Below are 20453 nucleotides of genomic sequence, written 5' to 3'. Positions count from 1 at the left end.
GCTCTCCGCGCGTTTCAGCCCCTGGAGGCCTCAACATTTCGGCGAACCGCAGTCGTCGTTGACTGAGTGATCAAGGAGAAAGCAATCCACGTGCCAAACCATGCGGTTCGCCGCCGGCGTCGTCCGATGCCGATTTGATGCGGATGAGACGGCTATTCAGAACACAAAACCCTGCCAGGATCCTGAAACCGTCGTTGTCGCTGTCCTCGCCATAGGCGCGCACGTGATCGTCCTGCCCCTTCGCAGTGACCTCTGCCCATTTCTTGTGCGTCGCACAAAGTCTGGGCGATCCGCTGGATTTGCGGGCGCATCCGGGGTCCGCGGCACGGGCGACTTCGCAATAACTGGCTGATATTATTGTAGGTTACAGAATAGTTCGGCTTGGCACGCTTCTTGTTTGAGAGCAGGTCGACGCCACTGACGCCGTCCCTCGAAGATCCCCATCCGAATCGTGACCTTCGCCATCCGGGGCCTTCCTGGAGACGCGCTCCTGTGCGCGTGGGGGTAGTTGGCGTGCGCGGATGGTCCTTCGGTCACAAAGGAGCATCACATTCAATGACGAAGCCAACTGATAAGTCCTTGCGCGGCCGCCATAAGAGCAATCTCCTTGGCGACGCTGGCGCGAACCCGTTCACGGGTCTCGACCGCCGCACCTTCCTTGCCGGGGGCGCTGCCGCCGCGGCTTACGCCATCTCCGGCGGCCGGGTGCGCGCGGCCGCTCTCAAGCCGGAGAAGGAAGAGCTGAAGCTCGGCTTCATCAAGCTTACCGACATGGCGCCGCTGGCCGTCGCCAAGGAGAACGGCTACTTCGAGGACGAGGGCCTGTTCGTCACGCTGGAAGCGCAAGCCAACTGGAAAGTTCTGCTCGACCGCGTCATCAGCGGCGAGCTCGATGGCGCGCATATGCTTGCCGGCCAGCCACTGGCCGCCACGATCGGCTTCGGCACCAAGGCGCATATCATCACCCCGTTCTCGATGGACCTCAACGGGAACGCCATCACGGTCTCGAACGAGATCTTCGCATTGATGAAGCCGAGCATCCCGAAGGATGCGAGCGGCAAGCTCGTGCATCCGATCAAGGCCGACACGTTGCGCCCGGCCATCGAGAAGCTGAAGGCCGACGGCAAGGCCTTCAAGATGGGCATGGTGTTTCCGGTCTCGACTCACAATTACGAGCTTCGCTACTGGCTCGCTTCGGGCGGCATCAATCCCGGCTTCTATTCGGGCGAGGACGTGACCGGAACGGTCGCGGCCGAAGCGCTGCTGTCGGTGACGCCGCCGCCGCAGATGCCGGCGACCCTCGAGGCCGGCACGATCAACGGCTACTGCGTCGGCGAGCCCTGGAACCAGGCTGCCGTCTTCAAGGGCATCGGCGTGCCCGTGATCACCGACTACGAGATCTGGAAGAACAACCCGGAGAAGGTATTCGGCATCACCGCGGCCTTCGCCGAGAAGAACCCGAATACGGTGCTTGCTCTCACCAAGGCGCTGATCCGCGCCGCGATGTGGCTGGACGAGAACGCCAATGCCAACCGCGCCAAGGCGGTCGAGCTGCTCTCGAAGCCGGAATATGTCGGTGCCGACAAGGCGGTCATCGCCAATTCGATGACCGGCACCTTCGAATATGAGAAGGGCGACAAGCGGCCGATACCCGACTTCAACGTCTTCTTCCGCTACTTCGCCACCTATCCGTACCAGTCCGACGCCGTCTGGTACCTGACCCAGATGCGCCGCTGGGGGCAGATCGGCGAAGCCAAGACCGACGCGTGGTATCACGACACGGCGAAGAGCGTGTACCGCTCCGATCTCTATCTAGCCGCGGCCAAGCTTCTGGTCGCCGACGGCAAGGCCAGGAAGGAAGATTTTCCCTGGGACACCGACGGCTACCGCGCGCCGACATCCGAGTTCATCGACGGCATCACCTACGACGGCCGCAAGCCCAACGCCTACATCGACAGCCTGAAGATCGGCCTGAAGGGCAAGCAGAAGATCGACGGTGCCAAGGTCATCGACGGCTGAGAAAACGCAGCCGGGCCGCTGTTGCGGCCCGGCGCCCTGCTCGCAATCCGGCGGTGGACGCCAAGGGAATATGCAAATGGCATTGGTTAGCGAATATGTTGACGTCACCGCGGAAGAGGCAAAGCGCGCGCGCCGCGAGCGAATGCTCGCGCGCATCAATGGCGCAGCCGTCTATCTGAACATCCTGGGCCTCGGCTGGCTTGCGCCGCTTGCGCGCATCGCCGCCGGCGACATCGTCAAGCCCCAGTTGAAGGAGTTGCGGCAGGGATTGCTGGTGCCGCTTGTCGGCATCGGTGCCTTTCTCCTGGCATGGGCCTTGGCCGCGCCGCAGGTCAAGACCTCGCTCGGTGCCATTCCCGGTCCGGCCGAGGTGTGGGTTCAGGCGCAGAACCTCTATGCCGACCATCGCGCCGAGCGCGCCAAGCAGGCGGCCTTCTACGAGCGCCAGGATGCGCGCAACGCCAAGGCCGTCGCCGACGGGCATCCCGAGGAGGTTCGCCATCGAAATTATGCGGGGAAGCCGACGTATTTCGATCAGATCGTGACCAGCCTCGTGACGGTCGCACTCGGCTTCGTGGTGGCGACACTCGTCGCCGTTCCGCTCGGCATCCTCTGCGGCCTGTCCAAGACCATGAACGGCGCGCTCAACCCGCTGATCCAGATCTTCAAGCCGGTGTCGCCGCTGGCCTGGCTCCCGATCGTGACGATGGTGGTTTCGGCGCTTTATGTGAATCCCTCGGAGTTCCTGCCGAAATCGCTGGTTATCTCCGCGATCACCGTGACGCTATGCTCGTTGTGGCCTACGCTGATCAACACCGCGCTTGGCGTCGCCTCGATCGACAAGGATCTGCTCAACGTCGGGCGCGTGCTGCAGCTGCCGACGTGGCGTACCATCACCAAGCTGGTGCTGCCGAGCTCGCTCCCGCTGATCTTCACCGGTCTGCGGCTCTCGCTCGGCGTCGGCTGGATGGTGTTGATCGCGGCCGAGATGCTGGCCCAGAATCCGGGGCTTGGAAAATTCGTCTGGGATGAATTCCAGAACGGCTCGTCTCAGTCGCTCGCACGGATTATCGTCGCCGTGCTGACGATCGGCATCATCGGCTTCCTGCTGGATCGCGTGATGTACGCGTTGCAGTCCGCCTTCACTTTCTCCAGCCAGCGCTGATGAGGTCCGCATGTCGTTCCTGTCTCTCAAGGGGCTATGCAAGGCCTACGGCACCGGCGCCAAGCGGGCCAGCGTGCTCTCCGAGGTCAACCTCGAGGTCGCCGAAGGCGAGTTCATCGCCATCGTGGGCTTCTCGGGAAGCGGCAAGACGACGCTGATCTCGGCCATCGCAGGGCTGGTGCAGCCCGATTCCGGCGAGATCGTGCTCAAGGGACAGCCCGTGGACGGGCCCGGTCCCGACCGCGGCGTCGTGTTCCAGTCCTACTCCCTGATGCCGTGGCTCACGGTGCGCGGCAACGTGGCGCTCGCGGTCGACCAGGTTTTCGCCCGCGAGAGCAAGGCCGAGCGTGCGGCTCGGGTCGATCGCTACATCGCCATGGTGGGGCTGTCACACGCCGCAACACGTCTGCCTGCAGAATTGTCCGGCGGCATGCGGCAGCGGGTTGCCGTTGCCCGTGCGCTCGCAACCAGCCCGGAGATCCTGCTGCTCGATGAACCGCTGTCGGCGCTCGATGCACTGACCCGCGCCAAGTTGCAGGACGAGATCATCGACATCTGGTCGCGCGACAAGCGCACCGTGGTGCTGATCACCAACGACGTCGACGAGGCGATCCTGCTTGCCGACCGCATCATCCCGCTGCTGCCCGGTCCGGACGCGACCCTGGGCCGGGAGTTCAGGGTGGATATTCCACGACCGCGCGACCGTGCGTCGATCAACGAGGATCCGGCGTTCAAGCGTTTGCGCCAGGCCGTCACCGGCTATCTGATGGATGTGGTCAACGAGCGTGCGGCGGCGTCGGAAGCGGCGGTGCGGACGCTGCCGAACCTCATTCCGATCACGCAAATGGACAAACCGCCGGCAGCCTATCAGCAGGCTGCAACGTCGGTGATCTTCAATACCGATCGCTATCTCGAATTCTCCCAGCTCTCGAAGGTCTATCCCACCCCGAAAGGACCGCTCACGATCGTCGAAAACTTCGATCTCAAGGTGCGCAAGGGCGAGTTCATCTCGGTGATTGGGCATTCCGGCTGCGGCAAGTCGACGGTCCTGTCGATGACCGCGGGCCTCAACGACGTCTCCCTCGGCGGCATCATTCTCGATGGCCGCGAGGTGACGACGGCCGGCCCCGACCGGGCCGTGGTGTTCCAGGCGCCCTCGCTGTTTCCCTGGCTCACGGCACGCGAGAACGTTGCGCTGGGTGTCGATCGCGTCTATCCGCACGCCGCACGGCGGCAGCGCGACGAGATCGTCGACTATTATCTCGAGCGCGTCGGTCTCGCCAACTCCTTCGACAAGCCGGCGGCTGCAATGTCGAACGGCATGCGCCAGCGCGTCGGAATTGCGCGCGCCTTCGCGTTGTCACCGAAGCTGCTGCTGCTGGACGAGCCGTTCGGCATGCTCGACAGCCTCACGCGCTGGGATCTTCAGGAAGTGCTGATGGAGGTCTGGAAGCGCACGCAGGTGACGGCGATGTGTGTGACCCATGATGTCGACGAAGCCATCCTGCTCGCCGATCGCGTCGTGATGATGACCAACGGGCCCAACGCGCGGATCGGCCACATCATGGAGGTCGACATTCCCCGGCCCCGCACACGCAAGACTCTGCTCGAGCATCCCGACTACTACCGCTACCGCCGCGAGCTGCTCGATTTCCTCGAGGCTTATGAGCACGGGGCTGCTCCGAAGGCGCCGGCGGCCGCCCCCACAGCGAGTCCTGAAGCGGCGTGATCATTCATCCACGACACGCTCAAATAATCGACACCCCCGCTCAATCCTTGTGCGCCGCACAAGGATTGAGCGAATCGCAAATTTAGCGTGCGGAAACGCCCTGCAACAAATTCGGTCAAAACGAATAAGGTCCTGAAATCCCTTGATTTCCAGCTTGTGCGCAACTGGCACGGAAATTGAAGCGTCTTTGCGCGACGCCAACGACGACGTCCCTCAACATCATCAATCAGCATCGTGATCTCGCCACCGGGGTGAAGCCTCGGAGCGCGCCTCCGTGGCCGGAGGCTGAGCCTGCAACGACGCAGCGGTGAGCCTGGAAGGGATATCAATGACGAAGAATCCGACTCTGAACTCGACCTGGATTTCCGATTGGCGCCCTGAAGACGAGGCGTTCTGGAATGCAGGCGGCAAGACGATCGCGCGGCGCAACCTGATCTGGTCGATCGTAGCCGAACATATTGGCTTCTCGGTGTGGCTGATCTGGAGCATCGTCACCACCAAGCTGCCGCAGGCCGGCTTCCACTACACCACCGACCAGCTGTTCCAGCTCGTCGCCGTGCCGGGCCTGATCGGCGCCTTGATGCGCTTTCCCTATACATTCGCAGTGACCACCTTCGGCGGCCGCAACTGGACCATCTTCAGCGCGGCGATCCTGTTCATTCCGACGTTGTCGCTTGCCTATTTCGTGAGCCAGCCCGACACGCCGTTCTGGCTGATGCTGCTGATCGCCTCGACCGCGGGTCTCGGCGGCGGCAATTTCGCCTCCAGCATGACCAACATCTCCTTCTTCTTCCCCGACCGGATGAAGGGATGGGCGCTCGGCCTGAACGCTGCCGGCGGCAATATCGGTGTTTCCAGCGTGCAGCTCTTGACCCCGATCCTGATGACGCTGGCCGTCTTCAACCTGTTCCAGGCGACGCCCGTCGACGGCATCTATCTCCAGAATGCCGGCCTGATGTGGGTGCTGCCGATCGCGATCGCGGTGTTCGGCGCGGTGTTCTTCATGAACAACCTCTCCTCGGCGAAATCGTCGGTGAAGAACCAGCTCGCCATCGTCAAGCGCAAGCACACCTGGATCATGGCGTATCTCTACGTCGGCACGTTCGGGTCGTTCATCGGCTATTCCGCGGCGTTTCCGCTTCTGATCAAGACGCAGTTTCCGGCGGTGACGATCTCGATCGCCTTCCTGGGCCCGCTTGTCGGCTCGCTGTCGCGTCCGCTCGGCGGCTGGCTCGCGGACCGGATCGGCGGCTCCATCATCACCTTCTGGAATTTCATCCTGATGACTGGCGCCACGGTCGGCGTGCTCTACTTCGTCGGACAGAAGGATTTCATCGGCTTCCTGTCGATGTTCCTGATCCTGTTCGTGACGACGGGCATCGGCAACGGCTCGACCTACCGCATGATCCCCTCGATCTTCCGCGAGGAGAACCTGTTCGGGGTGCGCGGCAAGGGCGACGTCGCGCGTGCGGCTGCGCTGAAGACCGCGAGCATCGAGAGCGGCGCGGCGGTCGGGTTCATCGGCGCGATCGGTGCGGTCGGCGGCTATCTGATCCCGAGCGGCTTCGGCAAGTCGATCGCCATGACCGGCGGGCCGCAGCTCGCGCTCGCGATCTATCTCGCCTTCTACGCCTCCTGCCTCGCTCTGACCTGGTGGTTCTACCTGCGTCGCAGCCCGCAGGGTGAAGGCGCGCCAAGCCTCGCTGGAGCGCGTGTGTGAGCGTGACCATTTGGCACGAATGTCGCTTCTCCCCGTACGCGGGGAGGAGTCTCTCTGATGACGTTTGACCCATGAACTTCCTCCGCAAGGGCGCGGACGAAGACAGACCGAAACAGACAGGAGAACATCATGACGCCCGAACAGATCACCCTCATCCAGCAGAGCTTTTCCAAGGTCGCGCCGATATCGGAGCAGGCCGCGGTGCTGTTCTACGATCGCCTGTTCGAGGTGGCGCCGTCCGTGCGCACGATGTTTCCCGAGGACATGACCGAGCAGCGCAAGAAGCTGATGGGCATGCTCGCCGCCGTCGTCGGCGGCCTGTCGAACCTGGACTCGATTCTTCCCGCGGCCTCCGCGCTCGCCAAGCGTCATGTCGCTTACGGCGCAGTGGCCGAGCACTATCCCGTGGTCGGTGCGACCCTGCTGTGGACCCTGGAGAAGGGTCTCGGCGAAGCCTGGACGCCCGAACTGGCAAAGGCCTGGACCGACGCTTACGGCGTGCTGTCGGGCTACATGATGTCCGAAGCCTATGGCGCACAGCCGCAGGCCGCCGAATAGGAGATGCCTCGTGAGTGAACCGCTCGTCATCGTCGGTAACGGTATGGCGGCCGCGCGTCTGGTCGACGAGCTCGCCAAGACCGCGCTCGGCCGCTACGCGGTCGCCGTCGTCGGCGAGGAGCCGCGGCTCGCTTACAACCGTGTGCTGCTCTCCTCCGTGCTGGCCGGCGAGACCGGCTCGCACGAGATCGAGCTCCGGCCGGCGGACTGGTGGCGCCATCGCGGCGTCACGGTCCGCTACGGCTATCGCGTCACCGAAATCGACACCGGCCGCCGCGAGCTCAAGATCGCGGGCGAGGAGAGCATGGAATATTCCAAGCTCGTGCTTGCCACCGGCTCGACGCCGCTGCGGCTCAACGTGCCCGGCGCTGATCTCGCCGGGGTGCATACTTTTCGCGATACGCGCGACGTCGACCTTCTGTTGACGCTGGCCGCGGCGAAGAAGCGCGTCGTCGTTGTCGGCGGCGGTCTGCTCGGACTCGAGGCAGCCTACGGGCTCGCCAAGGCCGGCGCGCCAGTGACGCTGCTGCATCTGATGGACCGGCTGATGGAGCGTCAGCTCGATGCGCCGTCCGCCGACCTGCTCAAGACGCTGGTCGAGCGCAAGGGCATCCGCATCCTGCTCAATGCCAGCACGAAGTGCATCCATGGCGACGGTCATGTCGAGGCCGTCGAGCTCGCCGACGGCAACCGCATCGAGGCCGACGCGGTGATCTTCGCTGCCGGCATCAAGCCGAACGTCGCGCTGGCGAAGGAGGCAGGGATTGCGGTGAATCGCGGCGTCGTCGTCAACGACGTCATGCAGACCGCCTCGCCCGACATCTTCGCGCTCGGCGAATGCGCCGAGCATCGCGGCACCTGCTATGGCCTGGTCGAGCCCGCCTATGAGCAGGCGCGCGTGCTGGCGCGGTATCTTGCCGGCCGCCCCGCCGCCTATCAGGGCAGCGTGGTCTCGACCAATCTGAAGGTCTCCGGCGTCAGCGTGTTCTCCGCCGGCGACTTCATGGGCGGGGAAGGCAGCGAGAGCCTGGTGCTGACCGACCGCAGGCGCGGCACCTACAAGAAGCTCGTGATCGCCGACGGTCGGCTCACTGGCGCGGTGCTGATCGGCGATACCGTCGATGCGCTCTGGTATCTCGATCTGATCCGCAATCGCGACAAGGTGGCGGCGATCCGCGCCGACATGATGTTCGGACGCGCGCTCGCGCTTCCTTCGAAAGCAGCTTGATATGACGGTGATCGATCCCACGCTCCGGACCACCCGAACAACCTGTCCCTATTGCGGCGTCGGCTGCGGCGTGCTGGCAACGCCCGACGGCAGGGGCGGGGCTGCGATCGCCGGCGACCCTGATCATCCCGCCAATTTCGGCCGGCTGTGCTCGAAAGGCTCCGCGCTCGGCGAGACCGTGGGCCTGGAAGGCCGTCTGCTCTACCCGATGATCCGCTGCAAGGGCGTGCTGGAGCGCGTCGCCTGGAGCGATGCGCTGGATCATGTCGCCCATCGCATGCAGCACATCGTGGCCCGCGATGGCGCCGATGCGGTCGCGTTCTATCTCTCCGGCCAACTCCTCACCGAGGACTATTACGTCGCCAACAAGCTGATGAAGGGTTTTGTCGGCACGGCGAACGTCGATACCAATTCGCGGCTCTGCATGTCGTCGTCGGTTGCCGGCCATCGCCGCGCCTTCGGCGCCGACACCGTGCCCGGCTGCTACGAGGATCTCGACCAGGCCGATTTGCTCGTCTTCGTCGGCTCGAACGCGGCCTGGTGTCACCCGGTGCTGTTCCAGCGCATGCTGAAGAACCGGCAGGAGCTCGGCGCGCGGATGATCGTGATCGACCCGCGCCGCACCGACACCGCTGATGACGTCGATCTTTTCCTGGGGCTCAGGCCCGGCACCGACACCGCGCTGTTCTCCGGCCTGTTCGTCCACCTCGCCGACAACGGCGCGCTGGATCAGGATTATATCGCGCGGAACACGTCGGGCTTCGACGACGCGCTGGCGCGCGCGCGCAGCATCGCTGGCAGCGTCGGTGCAACCGCGCTTGCCACGGGCCTGTCCGAGCAGGACGTCGCCAGCTTCTTCAAGATGTTCCGCGACACGACGCGCGTGGTCACGCTCTATTCGCAAGGGGTCAACCAGTCGGCGCAGGGCACCGACAAGGTCAACGCGATCCTGAACTGCCATCTCGCCACCGGGCGCATCGGCAAGCCCGGTGCCTCGCCGTTCTCGCTCACCGGCCAGCCCAACGCGATGGGCGGCCGCGAGGTCGGCGGCCTCGCCAATATGCTCGCCGCCCACATGGGTTTCACGCCGCCCGACATCGACCGTGTCAGGCGGTTCTGGAAGGCGCCACGCATCGCCACGCATGAGGGGCTGAAGGCGGTGCAGCTGTTCGAGGCCATCAACCGCGGCGACGTCAAGGCGCTGTGGGTGATGGGCACAAATCCCGCGGTATCGTTGCCCGACGCAGATATGGTTCGCGATGCCCTGAAGAAGCTCGAACTGTTCGTGGTCTCCGAGAACGTGCTCTCCAACGACACGGTCGAGGCGGGCCCGCATGTGCTGCTGCCGGCTCTCGCCTGGGGCGAGAAGTCGGGCACGGTGACCAATTCCGAGCGGCGCATCTCGCGCCAGCGCTCGTTCCTGCCGGCGCCGGGCGAGGCGCGCCCCGATTGGTGGATCCTGAGCGAGACCGCAAAGCGCCTCGGCTTCGGTGACAGCTTCAATTACAGATCCGCCGCCGATATCTTCCGCGAGCACGCCGCGCTCTCTGCCTTCGAGAACGACGGCAGCCGTGATTTCGACATCGGCGCGCTGACCTCGCTGTCTGACGAAGCGTTCGACGCGTTGAAGCCGGTGCAGTGGCCGATGCGGGAAGGCGGGATGCCTGGCGAGCGCTTCTTTGCGCAAGGCGGCTTCTTCACCAATGACGGCAAGGGCCGCTTCGTTGCGCCGGAGGTGCCGGCGCTGCGCAGCGAGACCGGTCCGTCGCGCCCCTTGCGGCTCAATACCGGGCGCATCCGCGACCAATGGCATACCATGACACGCACGGGTCTGAGCCAGCGGCTGGGTGCGCATCTGCCCGAGCCCTTCGTCGAGATTCATCCCGCCGACGCCAGCAAATACGGCGTCGCCAATGACAGCTATGCCCGCATCACCACCGATTACGGCAAGTGCATCCTGAAGGCCGTCGTCAGCGAACGGCAGCAGCGCGGCACCCTGTTCGTGCCGATCCACTGGAGCGCGATGAACACCTCGCACGGCCGCGTCGGCGCGCTGGTGCAGTCCTTCACCGATCCGTTCTCGGGCCAGCCAGAGGCGAAGGCGACGCCGGCCGCGATCGCGCCGTATGAATTCGTGTTCCGCGGCTTCGCGCTGTCGCGAAAGCAGATCGACCTGCCGCAGAACCTGTTGTGGACCCGCCTCACGGTCGCCGGCGGCTTCGGTTATCTCTTCGCGGACAACGCCGATCTGTCGCGCTGGCCCGCCTGGCTCGAGAGCGTCGCGGGCGAGGACGTTGCCGAGTACCGCGACTTCGGCGGCGGGGTCTATCGCGCCGCCTCGTTTGCAGGCGACCGCATCGAGACCTGCCTGTTCGTCGGACCCGCGCACGACGCCGGCGATTGGGAGGTGGTGAAAAGCACATTCGCTGCCGATCACGTTGGCGACGAGCAGCGTCGGATGCTGCTGTCCGGCAAGTCGATAGAGGGCGCCGATTCGACCGGCCCGATCGTCTGCGCCTGCTTCGGCGTCGGCCGCGGCACCATCTGCGACACCATTGCCACTGGCGCGCGCACCGCCGCCGAGATCGGCGCCAAGCTGAAGGCCGGCACCAATTGCGGCTCCTGCATCCCCGAGCTGAAGCGGTTGATCGCGACGACCGAGGTGGCGCCGGCGAAGCAGGCGAAGGTCGCTGGCGCGGCGGGGTAGGGCTGGCTCTCTCCATCGTCATTGCGAGCGCAGCGAAGCAGTCTTTCCGCTGAGGGAATCTGGATTGCTTCGCTACGCTCGCAATGACGGCTTGGATGCAAGCGTGGGCTAACGCTGCGGTCTCGTGCCCCGGACGCAGCGCAGCGTCTCTTCGACGGTGCGCTGCAGAGCCGGGGCCCATGGTGCACCGGGTTGCGTGGCTTCCTGGGTCCCGGCTCTGCGCCGCAACGCTTGCGCGTTGCAGCGCGTCCGGGACACGAGAGTGGTATGGGCTGGTACGCAGCCATGCCCCGCGCCCCAATCGACGCGTCGCCGATTGCGCCTTATGGTGTCGCGGCCTCCCTATTAGCACCCGTAAAAAGCAATGATGTATCTGGAAACGCCGCCCCGCCTGATCGAGACAAAAGTCTTCTCCGCCATGCCCGACAAGTTCCGCCGCAACGGCGTGCGGACGGATTGGGCCGACGCCAACCGGCCGGGCATCGCCACCGATAGCTTCATCGAAGGCCCGTCATTCGACAAGGATGGCAATCTCTACATCGTCGACATCCCGTTCGGCCGCATTTTCCGCATTGCGCCTGACGGCGAGTGGTCGCAGGTCGCCGAATATGAGGGCTGGCCGAACGGGCTGAAGATCGCATCCGACGGCGGCATCCTGGTGGCCGACTACATGCACGGCATCATGGAGCTCGATGCCAAAGCCGGCCGCGTAAAGCCGGTGTTGACCGCGCGCAATTCGGAATCGTTTCGCGGCTGCAACGACCTGCATCTCGCCTCCAACGGTGACATCTATTTCACCGATCAGGGCCAGACCGGCCTGCATGATCCCAGCGGCCGGGTCTATCGCCTCGCATCGAATGGCCGGCTCGATTGCCTGATCGACACCGGCATCAGCCCGAACGGCCTCGTGCTCGACCCGACCGAGACCGTGCTGTTCGTCGCGATGACGCGCGACAATGCGGTGTGGCGGTTGCCGTTCATGAAGGACGGCAGCGTGTCCAAGGTCGGCCGCTTCTGCTCGCTGTTCGGCACGAGCGGTCCTGACGGCATGACCATGGATGCCAAGGGCCGCCTGTTCGTCGGTCATGCCTCGCTCGGCCACGTCTTCGTGTTCGCGCCGAACGGCGAACTGATCGCGCGGATCAAATCCTGCGCGGGACCGAACTGCACCAACGTCGCCATCGGTGGCGCGAGGAGAGACAGGCTCTATATCACGGAGTCGGCGACCGGCAGCGTGCTGGTCGCCGACATCGGCGGATTGAACTCTTGAGCCTGGTCGCGGTTGCCTGAACGGAAGAGCGATAGCGGAGCGAACATGAACACGAACCCCTTCGGCCAGACCGGCGCCAACGTCTCCGCAATCGGGCAGGGTACCTGGTATCTCGATCACGGCGACCGCAAGCGCGCGATCGCGGCGCTCCGGCGCGGGATCGATCTCGGCATGACCCACATCGACACTGCCGAGATGTATGGCGATGCCGAGCTCGTCATCGCGGATGCGATTGCAGGCCGGCGCGATGAGGTGTTCCTCGTTTCAAAAGTGCTGCCGAGCAACGCCTCGCGCCGAGGCACCATCGCGGCGTGCGAGCGCTCGCTGAAGCGACTCAAGACCGACCGGCTCGACTGTTATCTCCTGCACTGGCGTGGCTCCTATGCACTGGAGGACACCGTCGCTGCGTTCGAGGAGCTGGTGAAATCAGGCAAGATCAAGTCCTGGGGCGTCTCCAATTTCGATGCTGACGATCTCGACGAGATCCTCGAGGTCGCCGGGGAAGGCCGCATCGCCTGCAACCAGGTGCTCTATCATCTGAAGGAGCGCGCGATCGAGCATGCGGTGATCCCGTGGTGCGAGCGGCACGGAGTCGCCGTCGTTGCCTATTCGCCGTTCGGTCACGATGATTTCCCCGCAGGCGGCAGCAAGGGCGGCGCCGTGCTGGCGCGCATTGCGGAGGCGCGGCGCGCGACACCGCGCCAGGTCGCGCTGAGCTTCCTTACCCGTGCGACTACGGTGTTCGCGATTCCGAAGGCCTCGTCCGCGGAACATGCCGGCGAAAATGCCGCTGCAGGCGATCTCGTGCTGACGAAAGACGAGATTGCCGCGCTTGATACGGCGTTTCCGCGCGGACCGAAGCCGCACAGCCTGCCCATGCTGTAGCGCACAACGGGCAATATTAACGGAGCATTGACGCGCGCGGCGGCTCGCGCATATCGGCATCCTGTTTTCGGAAGTTGTGAACGGGGCGCATTTGTCGTTTTTTATGGCGCTCGATTCGCATTTTTCCCGAGTTCCAGCCGTGACCCCGCCGCCAGCCGCAGCCGCAAGGCTCGACAGTATTTCCATGCCCATGCCCGAGAGGAAGCATGTCGGCCGCCGCGCACCGGCGCGCGTCGATCATCCGTTCAAAGGCATCGCACTGATCCTGCTCTCGACGGTGTTCCTCGGCTGCTCCGACGTCACCGCGAAATATCTGTCGACCAGCCTGCCCTCGATCGAGATCACCTGGATCCGCTTCCTCACCTTCACGCTGCTGTTTACGCCGGTGATGCTGCCCGCCTCGCCGCTTTATGCGATGCGCACCAAGCGTCCCGGCCTGCACGTGATGCGTGGTGCGGCGCTGCTCGGCTCCTCGCTGTTCTTCATCACGGGCCTCGGCTTCCTCCCGATCGCGGAGGCATCCGCCACCGGCTTCGTCGCGCCGCTATTCGTCACCGCGCTCTCGATCGTCTTCCTGGGCGAGAAGGTCGGCATGCGCCGCTGGCTCGCGACCGCGCTCGGCCTTATCGGCGTGCTGATCATCCTGCGCCCGGGCACCAGCGCGTTTCACCCCGCCGCATTCTTTCCGTTGGTCTCGGCGGCATGCTGGGCCGGCACCTTGATCCTAACGCGCATGATGAGCGGGCGGGAAGCCGTCGTCACCACCATGGCCTATTCCTCGGTGACGGGGCTTGCGATCCTGACCGCGTTGGTGCCGTTCGTCTGGGTCACGCCATCCTGGACCGCAGTCGCGCTCGGCATCTTCATCGGCGTCGCCTCGACCGCGGGTCAGTGGATCGTCGTACTCGCCTATCGCTACGGCGATGCTTCGGTGCTGGCGCCGTTCTCCTACACGCAGCTGCTCTGGGTCAGCATCTTGGGCTTCTTCATCTTCGGCGAAGTGCCCGACGTCTGGACCATCACGGGCGCGGCCTTCATCGTCGCCAGCGGCCTCTACATCGCCCATCGCGAACGTGTCCGCCGCGCCCAGCTCCTGGTGCTGGAAGAGCGTTCCCCGAACGCCTGACGCAAGTTCGCCCCTTGGGCGTCGTGGTATCAGCGCTCCAGACAATGCGGGAGGAGCCGGATGCGGGCCGCGATTTTCAGGAACGGAGAGATCGTCGTCGACCGGATCGTCGAGCCGAAGCCGGGCCCCGGCCAGGTGCTGGTCAGGACGCTCGCCTGCGGCATCTGCGGCTCCGACCTGCATGCACGCCAGCACGCCCATCGCATGGTGGAGATGGCGCAGAAGGTCGGGCGCAAGCCGATGGACCTCAGCCGCGACGTCGTATTCGGCCACGAGTTCTGCTGCGAGGTCGTCGACTACGGCCCCGGCACCGCGCGCAAACTCAAGCCCGGCACCCGCGTCTGCTCGCTGCCGGCACTGTTGACGCCGCAGGGTATCGAGGGCATCGGCTATTCCAACGACAATATCGGCGGCTACGCCGAAGCGATGCTGCTGAGCGAGCCTCTGCTGCTCGAGGTGCCCAACGGTCTTGCGCCGGAGCATGCCGCGCTCCCGGAGCCGCTGGCGGTCGGCGTCCACGCCGTCGCCAAGGCCCACATAAGCGGCGGCGAGGTGCCGCTGGTGATCGGCTGCGGCCCGGTCGGTCTCGCGGTGATCGCCGCGCTGAAGCTCAGGGGCGTGTATCCGATCGTCGCCGCGGACTATTCGCCGGCCCGCCGCGCGCTCGCCGTAAAGCTCGGCGCGGACGTCGTGGTCGATCCCAGGCTGTCGCAACCCTATGCGACCTGGGCCGAGCACGCGCAAATGTCGGACGCCGAGAAGGCCGCGCGGCCGCCGTTCCAGGCGATGCTGCCGGCGCTTAAACCTGCGCTGATCTTCGAATGCGTCGGCGTGCCCGGCCTGTTGCAGCAGGTGTTCGAAGGCGCGCCGCGCGATGCCAGGATCGTCGTGGTCGGCGTCTGCATGGAAACCGACAGAAGCGAGCCGATGCTCGGCATCATGAAGGAGCTCAACGTCCAATACGTGCTCGGCTACACGCCGGACGAATTCGCAACCTCGCTGCGCCTGATCGCGGACGGGCAGGTGGATGCCGCCGCGATGGTGACGGCCGACGTCGGCCTCGACGGCGTCGCCAGGGCGTTCGCCGATCTCGCCAATCCCGAGGCCCATACCAAGATCATCGTGCAGCCGTGGCGGTGACCCCTACACCGGCAGCGCGATCGAATACTTCACCTGGCTCAGCGCAAAGCTCGACTCGATCGAGGCGATGCCGTCGAGCCGAGTCAGCTTGGTCTTGAGGAACGTCTCGTAGGAGGCGAGGTCGGCGGCGACGACGCGGAGCAGATAGTCGCGATTGCCGGTCATCAGATAGCATTCCAGCACCTCGTCCCATTTCGAGATCGCGCGCGCGAAGCGGTTGAGGTCCTCCTCCTTCTGCCGCGCCAGCTTGATCGAGATGAAGACGCTGACATGCAGCCCCAGCGCCTTCTGGTCCACGGTCGCGATATAGCGCGAGATGACGCCGCGCTCCTCCAGGAGCTTGACGCGCCGGTGGCAGGGCGAGACCGAGAGCCCGACCTTGTCGGCGAGCTCCTGCATGGTCATGCGGCTGTCGGTCTGGAGCAGCGCGAGGATTTTTCGGTCAATGGCATCGAGTTCGGGCATTGGGATAAAACCTGGGATTTGTCGCGGTCCATTGGTAAAATATCCCAAGACGAGTGGGTATGGCGCGAAAAATTGAGAAGTCTGGCGCTCCTCCCGGGCGTATCATCGGCCGACCTGTTTCCGGGAGCATTGCCATGCCCGTTGATTCCGCCCGCCTCGACACATTGACCGCCCTCAGCCGCAAGGCGCTGTGGCTGTCGTCGTGGACCATCCACCACGCCAACCATATCCGCGCCAATGCGGACGGGCTCAAGGTCGGCGGCCATCAGGCCTCGTCCGCCTCGCTCGCGACCATCATGTCGGCGCTGTTCTTCCACGTGCTGCGGCCCGAGGACCGCGTCGCGGTGAAGCCGCATGCGAGCCCGGTGTTCCACGCCATCCAGCATCTGTTCGGCCGCCAGAGCCGCGAGAAGCTGGAGAACTTTCGCGGCTTCAAGGGCGCGCAGTCCTATCCCTCGCGCACCAAGGACGTCGACGACGTCGATTTCTCCACCGGCTCGGTCGGCCTCGGCGTCGCGCAGACGCTGTTCTCTTCGCTGGTGCAGGACTACGTCAAGGCGCATGGCTGGATGAAGGACCGCCGCGAAGGGCGGATGATTGCGCTCGTCGGCGACGCCGAGATGGACGAGGGCAACATTTTCGAGGCTCTGGCGGAGGGCTGGAAGCACGGCCTGCGCAACACCTGGTGGGTGGTCGACTATAACAGGCAGTCGCTCGACGCCGTCGTCCGCGAGGGGCTCTGGGAAAAGTTCGAGACCATGTTCCGTAATTTCGGCTGGGACGTGGTGATCGTGAAATACGGCCGCCTGATGCGCGAAGCCTTTGCCGAACCCGGCGGCGAAGCCTTGAAGCGCTGGATCGACAACTGCCCGAATGCGCTCTATGCGGCGCTGTGCTTCCAGGGCGGCGCGGCCTTCCGCAAGCATCTGCACGACGAGATCGGCGACCAGGGCCCGATCACGAAGCTGATCGACAAGCGCAGCGACGAGGATCTGCTCGCGCTGATGTCGAATCTCGGCGGCCATGACATGGCGAGCATGCTCGAGGCGTTCGACTCCGTCGATCATGATCGGCCGGTCTGCTTCATCGCCTACACCATCAAGGGCGTCGGCCTGCCGTTCCAGGGTCACAAGGACAACCACGCCGGCCTGATGACGGTCGCGCAGATGGAGAAGTACCGCGACAGCCAGAACATCCGGCCCGGACACGAATGGGACAAGTTCGAAGGCCTGACGCAGGATGCGGCCGAACTCGAAGCGTTCCTCGCGCGGGTGCCCTTCAACCAGGACGGCCGCCGGCTGACGGCTCCCGTCATCGAGGTGTCCCAGCAGCTCGCCTTCAAGCCGTCGCCGCAGATGTCGACCCAGCAGGGCTTTGGCCTCGTGCTCAACGAGATCGCGCGCAGCGACAGCGAGCTCGCAAAACGAATCGTGACGACCTCGCCCGACGTCACCGTCTCGACCAATCTCGGCCCCTGGGTCAACCGCCGTGGCCTGTTCGCGCGCGCCGAGAAGGCGGATTTATTCCGCAGCGAGAAAATTCCGTCGACCTACAATTGGGACGCTTCGCCGAAAGGCCAGCATCTCGAGCTCGGCATTGCCGAGATGAACCTGTTCATCATGCTCTCCGCGCTCGGCCTGTCGCACCAGATCAACGGCGAGCGGCTGCTGCCGGTCGGCACGCTCTATGATCCCTTCATCGAGCGCGGGCTCGATGCGCTGAACTATGCCTGCTACCAGGATGCCCGCTTCATGGTGGCGGCGACGCCGTCCGGCATCACGCTCGCGCCCGAGGGCGGCGCGCACCAGTCGATTGCAACGCCCTTGATCGGCATGGCGCAAGACGGGCTCGCCTCGTTCGAGCCGGCCTTCGTCGACGAGCTCGCCGTGATCATGGGTTTCGGCTTTGAGCACATGCAGCGCGATCCGGGCGAGGGAGGTTCCGTTTACTTGCGCCTCTCCACGCGCAGCATCGAGCAGGCGCAGCGGATCATGACGCCGGAGCTGAGGCAGGGTATCACCGACGGCGCTTATTGGCTGCGCAGGCCGGGGCCGAATGCCGAGGTCGTGATCGCCTATACAGGCGCGGTCGCGCCCGAGGCGATCGAGGCCACAGGCTTCATCGGCGAGAGCCGCCGCGATATCGGCCTGCTCGCGATCACCTCCGCGGATCGCCTCCACGCAGGCTGGACCGCCGCGCGAAAACTGCGGCGCGACCGCCGCGGCGTGCAGCATCTCAGCCACATCGAAAAGCTGCTGGCGCCGCTGCCGCGCGACTGCGGCATCGTGACTGTGATCGACGGGCACCCGTCCGCGCTCGGCTGGCTCGGCAGCGTCCGCGGCCATCGCGTCGAGGCGCTCGGCGTCGAGCAGTTCGGCCAGACCGGCAGCATCGCGGACCTTTATCGCCACTACGGCATCGACGCGAATGCGATCATCGATGCGGCCGAAAGCCTCACCGTCGGCGCGCCGGTGCTGCATCGGAAGATGGCGGTGTGATCAAGGTAACCGTGCCGTCATTCCGGGGCGATGCAAAGCATCGAACCCGGAATCTCGAGATTCCGGGTTCGCGCTAACGCGCGCCCCGGAATGACATCCGGGGAGCCTTGCCACGCTCCGGCCATCGGCTCATATAACCTCCGTCCGCCGCAACGCTGGCCCCGCATATGGCGGGTTCAATCGCCGGCGCTTTCGTGCAAGGATGCCTGCCGAAACGCCCCCACCATGCCCCCAAGAAGAGGTTAACGATGGTCAATCGCATGCAATTCTACATCGATGGCGCCTGGGTCGATCCCGCCGTCAAGAAGTCCACCGCCGTGGTCAATCCGGCGACGGAAGAGGCGATGTACGAGGTTGCGCTGGGCTCCAAGGCCGACGTCGACAAGGCTGTTGCCGCCGCCAAGCGCGCCTTCGCGACCTTCTCCCAGACCAGCCGCGAGGAGCGCGTCGCGCTGCTCGCCAAGATCATCGAGGTCTACAAGGGCCGTCTCAAGGAGATCGGCGCTGCTGTCTCCGACGAAATGGGCGCGCCGCTGCCGATGGCGGAGAAGCTCCAGGCCGGCGCCGGCCTCGGCCATCTCATGACCACGCTCGACGTGCTCAAGAATTATCATTTCGAGGAGCCGGTCGGCACCGCCATGGTGCTGCGCGAGCCGATCGGCGTGGTCGGCATGATCACGCCCTGGAACTGGCCGCTGAACCAGATCGCCTGCAAGGTCGCGCCCGCGCTCGCCGCCGGCTGCACCATGATCCTGAAGCCCAGCGAGTTCACCCCGACCTCTGCGCTGATCTTCGCGGAAATCCTGCATGAAGCCGGCGTGCCGAAGGGCGTGTTCAACCTCGTCAACGGCCTCGGCCCCGAGGTCGGCGCCGCCATGAGCGAGCACCCCGACATCGACATGATCTCCTTCACCGGCTCGACCCGCGCCGGCATCGACGTGGCCAAGCGCGCGGCGCCGACCGTGAAGCGCGTCAGCCAGGAGCTCGGCGGCAAGTCGCCGAATGTCATCCTCGAGGGTGCCGACCTCCAGAAGGCGGTGACCGGCGGCGTGATGCACATGTTCAACAACTCCGGCCAGTCCTGCAACGCGCCCTCGCGCATGATCGTGCCGCTGTCCAAGATGAAGGAAGTCGCCGCGATCGCGAAGGCCGTCGCCGACAAGACCAAGGCCGGCGATCCGCGCGCCGAAGGCACCACCATCGGCCCCGTCGTCAACCGCGGTCAGTGGGACAAGATTCAGGGCCTGATCAAGAAGGGCATCGACGAGGGCGCTACCCTCGTTGCCGGCGGCCCGGGCTTGCCCGAGGGCGTCAACAAGGGCTTCTATGTCCGTCCGACCATCTTCGCCGACGTCACGCCCGACATGACGATCGCCCGCGAGGAGATCTTCGGGCCGGTGCTGACCATCATCGGCGCCAAGGACGAAGCCGACGCGGTCAAGATCGCCAACGATACGCCCTACGGCCTCGCCGGCTACGTCTCGGGGCCCTCGGTCGAGGATGCCAAGCGCGTCGGCCGCCAGATCCGCGCCGGCAACGTCAACCTCCAGGGCGTGCCCAACGACCGCACCGCGCCGTTCGGCGGCTACAAGCAGTCGGGCAACGGCCGCGAGTGGGGCAAGTACGGCCTCGAAGACTTCCTCGAAGTGAAGGCCGTCGCCGGCTTCAACGCGGCGTAAGCTTTATCGGCTGCACAAACATGACGCCGGAGCGGGAGACCGCTCCGGCGTTTTTCGTTTGCTCCGTCGTCGTTGCGAGGAGCACAGCGACGAAGCAATCCAGATTGTCTCCGCGGAGGGATTCTGGATTGCTTCGCTTCGCTCGCAATGGCGGAGGAGACTTCGTAGGGTGGATTAGCGAAGCGTAGTCCACCACACCAATGGAGATGAGCAGTGGTGGGTTACGCCTCCGGCTAACTAATCTTACTGCGTCATGGGCGCCGC

15 protein-coding genes are annotated in these 20453 nt (G+C 64.9%); 13 read left to right on the top strand and 2 right to left on the bottom strand.

The window, feature by feature from the left end; translation table 11 throughout:
- Positions 1–70 precede the first annotated feature (70 nt).
- Entirely contained in the window at positions 71–223 is a 153-nt protein-coding gene (locus IC50_RS41690; protein WP_157461178.1) for a hypothetical protein, read from the bottom strand.
- Between the two features lie 332 nt (positions 224–555).
- Here IC50_RS41690 and IC50_RS33470 point away from each other — a divergent pair, with 332 nt between their 5' ends.
- From IC50_RS33470 to IC50_RS33420, 11 genes are all read left to right on the top strand, one after another.
- Positions 556–2019: a CmpA/NrtA family ABC transporter substrate-binding protein gene (locus IC50_RS33470; protein ID WP_035715470.1), complete on the top strand. Its 1464-nt coding sequence runs from the start codon at positions 556–558 to the stop codon at positions 2017–2019.
- 76 nt (positions 2020–2095) lie between these two features.
- A complete protein-coding gene (locus IC50_RS33465; protein WP_035715468.1) occupies positions 2096–3184 on the top strand; it encodes an ABC transporter permease in 1089 nt (362 codons plus the stop codon).
- Between the two features lie 10 nt (positions 3185–3194).
- Positions 3195–4913 carry an ABC transporter ATP-binding protein gene (locus IC50_RS33460; RefSeq protein WP_035715466.1) on the top strand — a complete coding sequence of 573 codons (1719 nt, stop codon included), beginning with the start codon at positions 3195–3197 and terminating at the stop codon, positions 4911–4913.
- Positions 4914–5241: 328 nt separating this feature from the next.
- Complete coding sequence (locus IC50_RS33455) at positions 5242–6633, top strand: MFS transporter (RefSeq protein ID WP_035715464.1); 1392 nt, start codon at positions 5242–5244, stop codon at positions 6631–6633.
- 129 nt (positions 6634–6762) lie between these two features.
- Complete coding sequence (locus IC50_RS33450) at positions 6763–7191, top strand: globin family protein (RefSeq protein WP_035715462.1); 429 nt, start codon at positions 6763–6765, stop codon at positions 7189–7191.
- Positions 7192–7201: 10 nt separating this feature from the next.
- The gene (locus IC50_RS33445) at positions 7202–8419 is read left to right on the top strand and encodes an NAD(P)/FAD-dependent oxidoreductase (RefSeq protein ID WP_193374182.1); all 1218 of its coding nucleotides are present in this window, start codon (positions 7202–7204) and stop codon (positions 8417–8419) included.
- Between the two features lies 1 nt (position 8420).
- The gene (locus IC50_RS33440; RefSeq protein ID WP_035715460.1) at positions 8421–11126 is read left to right on the top strand and encodes a nitrate reductase; all 2706 of its coding nucleotides are present in this window, start codon (positions 8421–8423) and stop codon (positions 11124–11126) included.
- Positions 11127–11493: 367 nt separating this feature from the next.
- A complete protein-coding gene (locus IC50_RS33435; protein ID WP_035715518.1) occupies positions 11494–12396 on the top strand; it encodes an SMP-30/gluconolactonase/LRE family protein in 903 nt (300 codons plus the stop codon).
- 45 nt (positions 12397–12441) lie between these two features.
- Positions 12442–13281: an aldo/keto reductase gene (locus IC50_RS33430; RefSeq protein WP_035715459.1), complete on the top strand. Its 840-nt coding sequence runs from the start codon at positions 12442–12444 to the stop codon at positions 13279–13281.
- Positions 13282–13465: 184 nt separating this feature from the next.
- Positions 13466–14407: a DMT family transporter gene (locus tag IC50_RS33425; protein WP_035715456.1), complete on the top strand. Its 942-nt coding sequence runs from the start codon at positions 13466–13468 to the stop codon at positions 14405–14407.
- Positions 14408–14467: 60 nt separating this feature from the next.
- Positions 14468–15547 (top strand): zinc-binding dehydrogenase, encoded by a 1080-nt coding sequence (locus IC50_RS33420; protein ID WP_035715453.1) that lies wholly within the window; start codon positions 14468–14470, stop codon positions 15545–15547.
- 3 nt (positions 15548–15550) lie between these two features.
- Here IC50_RS33420 and IC50_RS33415 read toward each other — a convergent pair whose 3' ends face one another.
- Complete coding sequence (locus tag IC50_RS33415; RefSeq protein ID WP_035715451.1) at positions 15551–16012, bottom strand: Lrp/AsnC family transcriptional regulator; 462 nt, start codon at positions 16010–16012, stop codon at positions 15551–15553.
- Between the two features lie 134 nt (positions 16013–16146).
- Between IC50_RS33415 and IC50_RS33410 the strand changes: the two genes are divergently transcribed.
- On the top strand, positions 16147–18510 hold the full coding sequence (locus IC50_RS33410; protein ID WP_035715450.1) for a transketolase: 2364 nt from the start codon (positions 16147–16149) through the stop codon (positions 18508–18510).
- A 248-nt stretch (positions 18511–18758) separates the two neighbouring features.
- A complete protein-coding gene (locus IC50_RS33405; RefSeq protein ID WP_035715449.1) occupies positions 18759–20189 on the top strand; it encodes an aldehyde dehydrogenase family protein in 1431 nt (476 codons plus the stop codon).
- The last annotated feature ends 264 nt before the right edge of the window (positions 20190–20453 follow it).

Origin of the sequence: Bradyrhizobium genomosp. I (2014) (assembly GCF_000261685.1) — a bacterium.
Taxonomy (GTDB): Bacteria; Pseudomonadota; Alphaproteobacteria; order Rhizobiales; family Xanthobacteraceae; genus Bradyrhizobium.
This window is presented reverse-complemented; position numbering and strand designations above follow the sequence as displayed.

Excerpts from the sequence above, each read along its gene's own strand:
- IC50_RS33430 (WP_035715459.1), top strand. The coding sequence starts at position 12,442 with ATGAACACGAACCCCTTCGGCCAGACCGGCGCCAACGTCTCCGCAATC.
- IC50_RS33470 (WP_035715470.1), top strand. The coding sequence starts at position 556 with ATGACGAAGCCAACTGATAAGTCCTTGCGCGGCCGCCATAAGAGCAAT.
- IC50_RS33465 (WP_035715468.1), top strand. The coding sequence starts at position 2,096 with ATGGCATTGGTTAGCGAATATGTTGACGTCACCGCGGAAGAGGCAAAG.
- IC50_RS33435 (WP_035715518.1), top strand. The coding sequence starts at position 11,494 with ATGTATCTGGAAACGCCGCCCCGCCTGATCGAGACAAAAGTCTTCTCC.
- IC50_RS33415 (WP_035715451.1), bottom strand. The coding sequence starts at position 16,012 with ATGCCCGAACTCGATGCCATTGACCGAAAAATCCTCGCGCTGCTCCAG.
- IC50_RS33440 (WP_035715460.1), top strand. The coding sequence starts at position 8,421 with ATGACGGTGATCGATCCCACGCTCCGGACCACCCGAACAACCTGTCCC.
- IC50_RS33460 (WP_035715466.1), top strand. The coding sequence starts at position 3,195 with ATGTCGTTCCTGTCTCTCAAGGGGCTATGCAAGGCCTACGGCACCGGC.
- IC50_RS33425 (WP_035715456.1), top strand. The coding sequence starts at position 13,466 with ATGCCCATGCCCGAGAGGAAGCATGTCGGCCGCCGCGCACCGGCGCGC.
- IC50_RS33405 (WP_035715449.1), top strand. The coding sequence starts at position 18,759 with ATGGTCAATCGCATGCAATTCTACATCGATGGCGCCTGGGTCGATCCC.
- IC50_RS33450 (WP_035715462.1), top strand. The coding sequence starts at position 6,763 with ATGACGCCCGAACAGATCACCCTCATCCAGCAGAGCTTTTCCAAGGTC.
- IC50_RS33455 (WP_035715464.1), top strand. The coding sequence starts at position 5,242 with ATGACGAAGAATCCGACTCTGAACTCGACCTGGATTTCCGATTGGCGC.
- IC50_RS33420 (WP_035715453.1), top strand. The coding sequence starts at position 14,468 with ATGCGGGCCGCGATTTTCAGGAACGGAGAGATCGTCGTCGACCGGATC.
- IC50_RS33410 (WP_035715450.1), top strand. The coding sequence starts at position 16,147 with ATGCCCGTTGATTCCGCCCGCCTCGACACATTGACCGCCCTCAGCCGC.